This is a genomic window from Bradyrhizobium sp. WSM4872 (assembly GCF_055811715.1).
On the sequence record NZ_JBVVPT010000006.1, the window covers coordinates 1 to 11621 of the forward strand.

The window sequence follows — 11621 nt, forward strand, 5'->3', positions numbered from 1 at the left end:
GCGGGAGAGGGTGGCTTCGCGAAGCGAACTCAGGTGAGGTTTCTCTCCGAGAATGAATCTCTCGCAGTGGAATTTGCGGAGACGACCCCTCATCCGGCGCTACGCGCCACCTTTTCCCACAAGGGGAGAAGGGAAGAAGAGTTCGCGGCAAAAGATTCCTACCTCTCGCGCTACGCGCGGCCCGGAATGACCAGCGGGAGGACTACGCCGCTTCCTTCACATCACCGTTAACCAGCTTGCGCGCGGCGCGCTCGGCTTCGCGGGCGTTGCGGAAGAGCTGGCCTTCGAGTCGGTTGAATTGGTGGGACGATGCGAAGAAGCAGTAGCCGCCCTGGCCACGAACAACGATTCCCGCGGCCTCTGAATTAACTTCGATGATGTAGCTGTCCGGCATGGCCCGTAGATTCCTCAGTGCGGGCAAATAACCGGATCGCCGCCCGAAAGTTCCTCGGGCAAATCAGCCGGTTTCCACCCCGAATCGACAGGCAATTGGGTACGCCGGGACCTCATCCGTTTTATGACTGGTTCTTGGCAAAGCCGCGACGCCGTGTCTCAGTCGCGCCGCGTTTGGTGGCCCCGCATACACCGGATGATGAGGCGCAACTCCGCGCGCGATTACGTCGCGATCGCGGTGTCGGTCGGGCGAACCGGCTGCGGGCGGCCGTGCTCGTCGATCGACACGTAGGTGAAGTTGCCGTCGGTGACGAGGAACGGTTGCTGCTCGCCGCGGCGCAGCGCCCACGCTTCCAGATGCACGGTGATGGACGTGCGCCCGACGCGAACAAGGTGGGCGTGGACCGAAACGAGATCGCCGACATAGACGGCCTTGCGGAAATTCATCGCCTCGATGGCGACGGTCACGGTGCGCGACTTTGCGACCTTTGACGCAAACACGCCGCCGCCGACATCCATCTGGCTGAGCAGCCAGCCGCCGAAGATATCGCCGTTTGCGTTGGTGTCGGCAGGCATTGCCAGCGTGCGAATGCAGAGATCGCCGCCCGGCCCGGCATCGGCTTGTTCGTTCATGCCGCTCTCACTTGAAGATTGCTCATTTGAAGATTGCCCACTTGAAAACATCTCACTTGAAATTGTCCCAGCCCGGATCCGGCGCAAAGCGCTCGCCGAATCTTCCAGCCAGCGCGCGCAGCGTAGATGTGACATGATCCACACCACGCGTGCGCGCATAGTTCAACGGGCCGCCACGGAACGGTGCATAACCGGTGCCGAAGATCATGGCGCCGTCGACCATGTCGGCATCATCGACGATCCCCTCGCGAAGCGCCGCGACGCAGACGTTGGACATCGGCAGCACCAGGCGGTCGATCATCTGGTCGGTGACGCGCGGACCGGTCTCGGGCAACGGCGGCTTCTCGGCCTTGCCGTCGCGCCAGACGTAAAAGCCCTTACCGGTCTTGCGGCCGAGCTCGCCCTTGGCGACCTTCTCGCGCAGCCAGGCCGGCGTTGGCGGCAGCAGATCGCCGAACTTGCTGCGCAGCATGTCGCCGACGTCGAGACAGATGTCGAGCCCGACCTGGTCGGCCAGTTCGATCGGCCCCATCGGCATGCCGAACTGCTCCGCGGCGGCGTCAATCAGGCGCTGGTCGATCTTCTCGTCCAGCATCACCATCGCTTCCAGCATGTAGGGCGTCAGCGCGCGGTTGACGAGGAAGCCCGGCGAGCTCTTCACCGGCAACGGCAGCCGATCGATCGCGCCAACGAAAGCGAGGGCCTCCTTCAGCACCTGCGTATCGTTACCGTCATGGCTGACGACTTCCACCAGTTGCAACCGCGACACCGGATTGAAGAAGTGGAGGCCGACCAACCGCTCTGGCCGCGCCAGCGTGGTGCGCAAATCCTGCAGCGGAATGCTCGACGTGTTGGTCGCGAGAATCGCGCCCTCCTTCATCCGCGGCTCGATACCGGCATAGACCTTCTGCTTGAGCTCGAGCTTCTCCGGGACCGCCTCGATGACGAGATCGGCGTTGCGGACGCCCTCCCCGTCCATGTCGGGGATCAGGCGATCGAGCGCGTCGCGCACCTCGGTCGGCTTGCGGATGATCTTGCCATAAAGCTCGGCGGCGCGCTTGACCGCACCCGCAATCGGCTCTGCCTTCATGTCGGCGAGCGAGACGCGCAGCCCCTGCCCCGCGCACCAGGCCGCGATGTCGCCACCCATGGCGCCAGCGCCGATGACGTGGACATGCCTGATCGTGTTGCTGAGGCCTGCCGCCTTCTTCATCTGCTCGCGCAGGAAGAACACGCGGATCAAATTCTGCGCGGTCGGCGTCACCATCAGCTTGGCGAACGAGGCCTGCTCCGCCCTGAGCATCGCGGCCTTGCCGCCATGGGTCTCCCAGAGATCGATCAGCGCGTAAGGCGCAGGATAATGCTCGCGGGACGCGGCCTTCGCCGCCTCCGATCGCATTCGTTTGGCCAGCAACCCGCGCACCGGGCCGAAATTCGCCGCACGCGTCAAAAAGCCCGGCCGCGCCCGCTTGAGGCGGCCGAACAGCGCGTCCTTCACCGCGTTGCGAACGTGGCGCTCCTGCGTCACGGTGTCGACGAGGCCGAGCGATTTGGCGCGGCGGGCATCGATGGTGCGGCCGGTCAGCATCAGGGCCATCGACTGGGTCGGATTGACCAGCGCTGTGAAACGCGCGGTGCCGCCGAGCCCAGGGTGCAGGCCCAGCATCACCTCGGGGAAGCCGAAGCGCGCGCCGTCGATGGCGATGCGCGATTGGCAGGCGAGCGCGACTTCGAGCCCGCCGCCGAGGCAGAACCCGTGGATCACCGCGACCGTCGGCAGCTTCAGCGCTTCCAGATGGTCGACCACCGCATGGGCGGCACGGATGCGAGTCTCCACCATCGCGGCATCATCGGCGCCACGGAATTCGTTGACGTCGGCGCCTGCAATGAAGCCGGACGGTTTTGCGGAGCGGATCACGAGGCCGGCCGGACGCTCGGTCTCGATCGCCGCCAGCACGGAGTCGAACTCCTCCATTACGTCCGAGGACAGCGTATTGGCGCTGGCGTCAGTGCGGTCGAACAGCAGCCAGGCGACGCCGTCGGTGTCGCGCGTCAGCTTGAAGTGGCGGTAAGGACTGTCAGGCGCGGGCTTGGGCCCGAGCTCCAGCACGCGGTCGCCGAGCGCGGTCATGATCCTGGAATCCATCGTCACACCGCCTCGATCAGCATGGCGCCGCCGAGCCCGCCGCCGATGCATTCGGTGGCAATGCCGCGCCGCGTGCCGAGCCGCTTCATCGTGTTGACGAGATGCAGCACGATGCGATTGCCGGAGGTGCCGACGGGATGTCCGAGCGAGATAGCGCCGCCGTCGACATTGAGTTTTTCGCGGTCGATCTCGCCGGCAGCGCCATCGAGCCCCAAAATCTCGCGGCAGAACTTGTCGTCATTCCAGGCGCCAAGGCAGCCGAGCACTTGGGTGGCAAACGCTTCGTTGAGCTCCCAGGTCTGGACGTCCTGGATAGTGAGATCGTTGCGCTTGAGTAGCGGCGTCGCCGACATCACGGGACCGAGACCCATGATGCTTGGATCGAGTGCGGCCCAGTTGCTGTCGACGATGACGGCCTTCGGCGTCAGCTTGTGCCTGGCGACCGCTTCGTCGGACGCCAGGATCACCCAGGACGCGCCGTCGGTGATCTGCGAGGAATTGCCGGCAGTGACCTGGCCCCAGGGACGTTCGAACACCGGCCTCAGCTTCGCCAGCTTCTCGGCTGTCGAGTCCGGACGCACGCCATCGTCATGCTCGAAGAATTTTCCGTCACGGGAGAACGCGGTCTCGATCTCGCCCTTGAGAAAACCTTCTGCCTGCGCATGCGCGAGCCGGCGATGGCTCTCGGCGGCATAGGCATCGGACTGCGCGCGGGTGATGCCGAAGAGATGGCCGACGACTTCGGCGGTCTGGCCCATGTTCAGGTCGGTAATGGGATCGGTCAGCCCGCGCTCCAGGCCGATGATTGGCTTGAGATAGCGCGGCCGCAGCTTGAAGGCTGCGGCAAGCTTCGCTGCCATGCCCTTGGCGGTGGCAAGGCCGGCGAACCAGCGCACGCCGGAATTGGGCCAGACCAGCGGCGCATGGCTCAAGGCTTCGGTGCCGCCGGCGAGGATCATGTCGGCATGGCCCTCGCGGATGTAGCGGTAGGCGGTGTCGATCGACTGCATGCCCGAGCCGCAATTGATCTGCACGGTGAAGGCGACCATGTCCTCGCCCATGCCGAGCCGGAGCGCGGCGACGCGGGCCGGGTTCATTTCGTCCGCGATCACGTTGACGCAGCCGAGGATGACCTGGTCGAAGCTATCCGGCGAAAACGGCTGGCGCGCCAGCAGCGGCCGGCCGCATTGCACGGCGAGATCGACCGGGGTGAACGGCCCCGGCCCCGAACGCGCCTTCAAAAACGGCGTCCGGCTGCCGTCGACGATGAAAACCGGTCGTGCCATCAGCTCGCCGCCCTCTGTTCACCGAGTTCCTGGAAGAACTGATGCACGTCACCGGTTTTCTTGTAAATCGGCGACAGCGCCTCCGGTGCAAAATCGTCGACCTCGATCACTTTTGTCACCGCTTCGCGGGCCGCGGCCAGCTGCTCGCCCTCGGCCTGCGTGATCACGCCCTTGGCCACCGCATCCTTCCAGTTGCTCATGTGCGCCGCGCGCATGCGCCTGGCGATGGCGTCCGTGCCTGCGACCAGGTTGAACGCGCGCTCCAGCCGGTCGAAGCCGCCATCGTCATCGACATAAGCCAGATCAGGCGTGAGGCGGTCGCGCGCGGCCGACGGCTCCAGCACGAGGCTCGCGCATTGATGCACGACCCGATCGGAGGGACCCAGCACGCGGGCGCCGAACGGCTGGACCACCAGCTTGAGGATTGCAGCTACAAAGCGGTTGGGCAGATTGGCGAGGATTTCGGCAAGCCGGTTCTCGATGGTCCGAAAGCCCGTCGCCATGCACCATTCGAGCGCGGCAAAGTCCTCCTTCTGCCGGCCCTCGTCCTGCCAGCGCTTGAGCGCGGCCGAGAGCAGATACAGCTCAGATAGGATGTCGCCGAAGCGTGCCGACAGCATCTCCTTGCGCTTGAGCGCGCCGCCGAGTGTCAGCAGCGCCATATCGGCACAGAGGGCAAACGCCGCGGAGTAGCGCGAGAGCTGGCGATAGAATGGCCTGGCGTCACCGGCGTCGGGTGCAAGCGCGAAGACGCCAAAGCTCCAGCTCCGGCCGAACGCGCGCAAGAGTGTCTCGAAGCTGTGGCCGACATGCTTCCAGAACGCCTTGTCGAAGGAGGTGAGCCCGCGCTCGCGATCGGTATCCGCGAGCGCATTCATCTCGTCGAGCAGATAGGGATGGGCGCGGATGGCGCCCTGCCCGAACACGATGAGATTGCGGGTGAGGATATTGGCGCCCTCGACGGTGATGCCGACGGGGACGGCACGGTGGAGATTGCCGAGATAGTTTTGCGGACCGTCGATCACGGCCTTGCCGCCATGGATGTCCATGGCGTCATCGACCGCGGTGCGCATCCGCTCGGTCGCGTGCAGCTTCATGATGCCGGAGATGACGGCCGGATGGATCCCGGCATTCAGCGCGGCGCAGGTCAGCCGCCGCGCCGCGTCGAGCTGATAGGCGGTCGCGACGATGCGGGCGAGCGGCTCTTCGACGCCCTCGAATTTGGAAATGGAGATGCCGAACTGCTCGCGGATGCGGGCATAGGCGCCTGTGGTGCGGGCGGCATAGGCGGCGCCCGCGGCGGAGAGCGACGGCAACGAGATGCCGCGGCCGGCGGCGAGCGCGGTCATCAGCATCTTCCAGCCCTGCCCCAGCCGCGCCTGGCCGCCGATGACGTAGTCGAGCGGAATGAAAACGTCGCGGCCCCAGTTCGGGCCGTTCTGGAACACCTGCATCGACGGCAGATGGCGTTTGCCGATTTCGACGCCGGGAAGGTTGGTCGGGATCAGCGCCACGCTGATGCCGAGCTCTTCCTGATCGCCTACGAGATGATCGGGGTCATAGGCCTTGAAGGCGAGGCCGAGCAGCGTCGCGACCGGACCGAGCGTGATGTAGCGCTTGTGCCAGTTGAGCTTCAGACCCAGCACCTCCTGGCCCTCGAAGCTGCCCTTGCAGACGATGCCGGTGTCGACCATCGAGGCGGCATCGGAGCCAGCCTCGGGGCTGGTGAGGCCGAAGCAGGGAATGTCACGGCCGTCGGCAAGACGCGGCAGCCAGCGCTGCTGCTGCTCCTTCGTGCCGAAGTGCATCAGGAGTTCGCCGGGGCCTAACGAGTTCGGCACCATCACCGTCACCGCGGCGGCGATCGAGCGGGTCGAGATCTTGCGCACCACTTCCGAATGCGCATAGGGCGAGAAGCCGAGGCCGCCGAACTCCTTCGGAATGATCATGCCGAAGAATTTTTCGCGCTTGATGAAGTGCCAGACATCGGGCGGCAGGTCGCGCCATTCCCAAAAGATCTTCCACTCGTCGAGCATGGCGCAGAGCTCGTCGACCGGGCCGTTGAGGAAGGCCTGCTCCTCTTCGGTCAGCGTTGCCTGCGGGACCTTCAGCAGTTTCGACCAATCGGGGTTGCCGGTGAAGAGATCGGCGTCCCACCAGACGTCGCCGGCCTCCAGCGCCTCGCGCTCGGTGTCCGACATCGCCGGCAGCACGCCGCGCGCCCAGGAGAAGATCGGCTTTGTCAGAGTGTCGCGGCGGAAGCTCATGGCGGACCTCATGGATCGGCGCGGTGATCGGGCATTTTAGCGGAAAGTGCCCGGCTGGGGTGAACACTTCACCTGCGAAAAGACGCGAATTGACGCGGCCGGGCAGCCACCCAGGGGCCATAACGGCCGAGGCGTGGTGGCAGTTCCGGGAGGGGGCCGTTGGCCGCGCCAGTCCTCACGTCATTCCGGGGCACGCGAAGCGTGAGCCCGGAATCCATCGTGCGCCAGCATTGGTCGATGAATGGATTCCGGGCTCGCGCCTAATGGCGCGCCCCGGAACGACGACAGAGAGAGCAGCGGCCTTAATCCGGCCGCACCATCTCGAACATGTTTTCCGGCTTGATCTCGAAATAATCCCCGCTGCGGCCAGCCCGGACGATCGGGCGGGCGGCGGCGGTCTGATAGACGCCGTCCTTGATCATTGCCTTGTCGATGTGGACGGCGACGACCTCGCCGAGCGTCAGCCAGGCATTGGCCTCCTTGCCGTCGGCGCCCTTGAGGCGGACGATGTCGGACACCTTGCATTCGAAGGCGACGGGACTCTCGCCGACGCGCGGCACGTTGACGAGCCTGCCGGGCACGGCGGTCAGGCCCACAACCTTGAACTCGTCGACCTCAGGGGCAACGTGCGCCGCAGTCGCGTTCATGTGCCTGGCCAGGTCCATGGTGGCGAGATTCCAGACAAACTCCCCGGTCTGCTGGATGTTCGCGACCGTGTCCTTCCAGTTGGTGGAGGAGAAGCCGATGATCGGAGGGACATAGCAGAAGGCGTTGAAGAAGCTGTAGGGCGCGAGATTGACGTGTCCCTTGGTGTCCCGCGACGAAATCCAGCCGATCGGCCGCGGCGCGACGATGGCGTTGAAGGGATCGTGCTTGAGGCCGTGGCCCTTGGCGGGCTCGTAGAAGTGCAGGTCTTTGTCGGTCACGCGCTGTTTCCTTCTCGTCATTGCGAGCGCAGCGAAGCAATCCAGAATCCTTCCGCAGAGACAGTCTGGATTGCTTCGCTACGCTCGCAATGACGGAGTGTGTTAATCCGTCCTTGCCAGCCACCAGCCGTCATTCCGGGGCGGTGGGCCTGCTTATAGGAGGAAATCCGCCGCCGCGTCAGTGGCGCGGGGACAATCCCGCGATGACGAAATCGATCATCTGGTCGATGGTCGGGCCCGGCTTGGTCGCGCACTGGGCGATCATCTGGGGGTGGAAAAAGCGCATCATCGCGGTGCAGGCGCACAGGGCGGCCAGTTGCAGGTCCGGCGCCTCGAACTCGCCGGAAGCCACGCCTTGCGCGATCATTTGGCCGATGACCCCGGCAATGCACTCCATGTGGTTGACGCAGACGTCCCAGTCCTCCTGCATCGCGATCTCGACCATCTCGTGCAGCTTATTGTCGCCGACATAGCGTTCGGTGTTCATGCGATTGATGGTGGTGAGCAGTTCGCGGAAGCGCGGCGTTACCGGACCGGGTCTCGCCACGATCCGCTGCGCTTCCAGCTCGACCTCGCCCATCAGCGAACGGGCCACCGCCTGATGAATCGCCTTCTTCGATTCGAAGAAGCGATAGACGTTGGCGGGGCTCATCTTGAGCTCCTTGGCGATGTCCCCGACCGTGGTCTTGAGATAGCCGATCTGGCGGAACAGCCGCTCGGCCACCTCGAGAATACGATCCCGGGTGTCGCCTTCGATATGTTCCGAAACCAGTGTCATCTGTCAGGACTCGTCAATCAGCCAATTCATCTTCACTTATTCAGCCGCCTCAGCAAGCGGAATTGCGTTCTCGTCATCGCTCCCATGCTGCGGCGCGGCAGGCTGTTCGGGCGTGCCCGCCTCGTCCAGGCTCTTGCGGAACCAGAGGGCGTAGAGACCCGGCAGGTACAGCAGCGTGAGGAAGGTTGCGACGAACAGGCCGCCCATGATGGTGATCGCCATCGGCCCCCAGAACGCCGAGCGCGACAGCGGGATCATGGCGAGGATGGCGGCAAGCGCCGTCAGCACCACAGGACGGGCGCGGCGGACGGTGGCCTCCACGATCGCCTCGCGGCGGGTCAGGCCGTGCGAGACGTCGGTCTCGATCTGATCCACCAGGATGACCGCGTTGCGCATGATCATGCCGGCGAGCGCGATCAGGCCGAGCAGCGCCACGAAGCCGAACGGGGCATTGGCGATGTTGAGCCCGAAGGAGGCGCCGACAATGCCGAGCGGCGCGGTCAGGAACACCAGGATCAGGCGCGAGAAGCTTTGCAGCTGGAACATCAGCAGCGTCAGCATCACCATGACCATCAGCGGGAAGAGAATGAAGATCGACGCGTTGCCCTTGGCCGACTCCTCGAACGCGCCGCCCGCCTCGATGCGGTAGGCCGGCTCGAGGTTGTCCTTGATTGCCTTCAGCTTCGGCGCGATCTGGCCGGTGACGTCGGGCGCCTGCACGCCGTCGACGACGTCGGAGCGCACGGTGATCGCCATGTCGCGGTTACGCCGCCACATGATCGGCTCTTCGTGGGCATACTCGATCTTGGCGATCTGCTGCAGCGGCACGGCGACGCCGTTACGCGAGGTGATGGTGAGATCGCCGACTGCGCCGAGGTCGAGCCGTTCGGACGAGACGGCGCGCGCGACCACGCCGACCTTTTCGATGCCGTCGCGCACGGTCGTCACCTGCGAGCCGGAGATCAGCATCGACAGCGCCTGCGACACGTCCTGCGGGGTCAGACCCATCGCGCGGGCGCGATCCTGATCGACGACGAGCTTGAGGTAAGGCGACTGCTCGTTCCAGTCGAGCTGGACGTCCTTGACGCTCTTGTTCTGCCGCATGACGTCGCGGACCTGGTAGGCGATCTCGCGCACCTTGTTGGCGTCGGGGCCGATGACGCGAAACTGCACGGGAAAACCAACGGGGGGACCGAAATTGAAGCGGTCGACGCGCACGCGGGCTTCGTTGAGCGCGCCGTCGGCAACGGCGTTTTCAAGCCTGGCCTTGATGCGCTCGCGCGCCTCGACGCCCTTTGCGACGATGACGATTTCGGCAAACGCCTCGTTCGGAAGCTGCGGATTGAGGCCGAGCCAGAAGCGCGGCGAGCCCTGCCCCACATAGGCCGTATAGGTCTCGATGTCCTTGTCGTCCTTGAGCATGGTCTCGGCCTTCTTCACCGCCTTTTCCGTGACGTTGAAGGCGGTGCCCTCGGGCAGACGAAGCTGGAGGAAGAGCTCGGGGCGCTCGGACAGCGGGAAGAACTGCTGCTGGACGTGGCCGAAGCCGACGATCGAGGCAACGAAGACGCCGACGGTCGCAGCCACCACGGTGATGCGGTGGTTGACACACCACTGCACGATCGCGCGCAGGCCCCGGTACATGCGGGTCTCGTAGACCGCGTGCGGATCGTGATTGTGGTGCACCTTGATGTTGGGCAGCAGCATGACGCCGATATAGGGCGTGAAGATCACCGCCACGAACCAGGACGCGACCAGCGCGATCGCCACGATCCAGAAGATGCTGCCGGCATATTCGCCGACGGCGGAATTGGCAAAGCCGATGGGGAGGAAGCCAGCGGCCGTGACCAGCGTTCCCGTGAGCATCGGAAACGCAGTGGATTCCCAGGCAAAGGACGCCGCACGCACGCGGTCCCAGCCCTGCTCCATCTTCACCACCATCATCTCGACAGCGATGATGGCGTCATCCACCAGCAGGCCGAGCGCGATGATCAGCGCACCCAGCGTGATGCGGTGCAGGTCGAGCGACATGGTGTTCATGACGATGAAGACGATGCCGAGCACCAGCGGCACCGACAGTGCGACCACGATGCCGGTGCGCCAGCCAAGCGCGAGGAACGACACGAACAACACGATCACCAGCGCCTCCATGAAGGAGTGCACGAATTCGCTGACGGCGTGCTCGACCACCTTGGGCTGGTCGGCGATCAGCTTGATGTCGACGCCCTGCGGCACCGCCTTCATGAATTCAGCCGTCGCCTTCTCGACCTCCTTGCCGAGATCGAGGATGTTGGCGCCCTTGGCGGTGACGACGCCAATGCCGATAGCGGCCTTGCCTTCCTGGCGCACGATGAAACTCGGCGGGTCGACATAGCCGTGGGTGACCGTGGCGATGTCGCCGAGGCGGAACACGCGACCGTTGCTCTCGACTGGGGTTTCGGCGACGGCCTTGGCGCCGTCGAGTGCACCGGTGACGCGCAGCGGCACGCGCTGCGACGAGGTCTCGACCGTGCCGGCCGGCGTCACGTTGTTCTGCTTGGCGAGCGAATCGAACAGCGCCTGCGGCGTGACGCCGAGAGTGGCGAGCTTGGCATGGCTGAACTCGACGAAGATGCGCTCATCCTGGTTGCCATAGACGTCGACCTTGGTCACGCCCGGCACCTTCAGGAGGCGCTGACGGAAACCCTCCGAGACCTTCTTGAGCTGGGCGTAGTCGGCGCCGTCGCCGGTCATCATGTAGAGGATGGAATCGACGTCGGAGAACTCGTCGTTGACGACGGGCCCGAGAATCCCTGCGGGCAGCTGGCCCTGCACGTCGGCCAGCTTCTTGCGCAGCAGATAAAAGAGATACGGCACGTCCTTCGGCGGCGTGGAATCGCGGAAGGTGACCTGCAGCGCGGTGAAGCCGGGCTTGGAATAGGTCTGCACCTTCTCGAAATAAGGCAGCTCCTGGATTTTCTTCTCGATGGGATCGGCGACCTGCGCCTGCATTTCCTGCGCGGTCGCGCCCGGCCACAGCACGGAGACGTTGACCACCTTCACCGTGAAGAACGGATCCTCGGCGCGACCGAGCTTCTGATAGGAGAAGAACCCGGCGACGCCGAGTATGAGCATCAGGAACAGGATCAGCGTCGGATGGCTGACGGCCCAGGCCGAAAGGTTGAAGCGCTTCATCGCACTCTCCAAAGATGA

At 64.7% G+C, this 11621-nt stretch carries 8 protein-coding genes; all 8 read right to left on the minus strand.

Annotated elements, in window-relative coordinates; all coding sequences use genetic code 11:
• Positions 1–202: 202 nt before the first annotated feature.
• Positions 203–394, minus strand: coding sequence for a hypothetical protein (locus tag AC0L3C_RS10510; protein WP_200472535.1), 192 nt, complete (start codon positions 392–394; stop codon positions 203–205).
• A 221-nt stretch (positions 395–615) separates the two neighbouring features.
• Positions 616–1026: an acyl-CoA thioesterase gene (locus AC0L3C_RS10515; protein ID WP_018454990.1), complete on the minus strand. Its 411-nt coding sequence runs from the start codon at positions 1024–1026 to the stop codon at positions 616–618.
• Between the two features lie 52 nt (positions 1027–1078).
• Complete coding sequence (locus AC0L3C_RS10520; RefSeq protein WP_473407876.1) at positions 1079–3172, minus strand: 3-hydroxyacyl-CoA dehydrogenase NAD-binding domain-containing protein; 2094 nt, start codon at positions 3170–3172, stop codon at positions 1079–1081.
• Positions 3173–3174: 2 nt separating this feature from the next.
• Complete coding sequence (locus AC0L3C_RS10525) at positions 3175–4458, minus strand: acetyl-CoA C-acetyltransferase (RefSeq protein WP_473407877.1); 1284 nt, start codon at positions 4456–4458, stop codon at positions 3175–3177.
• Entirely contained in the window at positions 4458–6725 is a 2268-nt protein-coding gene (locus AC0L3C_RS10530; protein ID WP_473407878.1) for an acyl-CoA dehydrogenase, read from the minus strand. Before AC0L3C_RS10530 ends, AC0L3C_RS10525 begins: the two co-directional genes overlap by 1 nt.
• A 302-nt stretch (positions 6726–7027) precedes the next feature.
• Positions 7028–7651 carry a flavin reductase family protein gene (locus AC0L3C_RS10535; RefSeq protein WP_473407879.1) on the minus strand — a complete coding sequence of 208 codons (624 nt, stop codon included), beginning with the start codon at positions 7649–7651 and terminating at the stop codon, positions 7028–7030.
• Positions 7652–7829: 178 nt separating this feature from the next.
• Entirely contained in the window at positions 7830–8429 is a 600-nt protein-coding gene (locus AC0L3C_RS10540; RefSeq protein ID WP_007595185.1) for a TetR/AcrR family transcriptional regulator, read from the minus strand.
• A gap of 36 nt (positions 8430–8465) precedes the next feature.
• Entirely contained in the window at positions 8466–11603 is a 3138-nt protein-coding gene (locus tag AC0L3C_RS10545; RefSeq protein ID WP_473407880.1) for an efflux RND transporter permease subunit, read from the minus strand.
• Positions 11604–11621 lie beyond the last annotated feature (18 nt).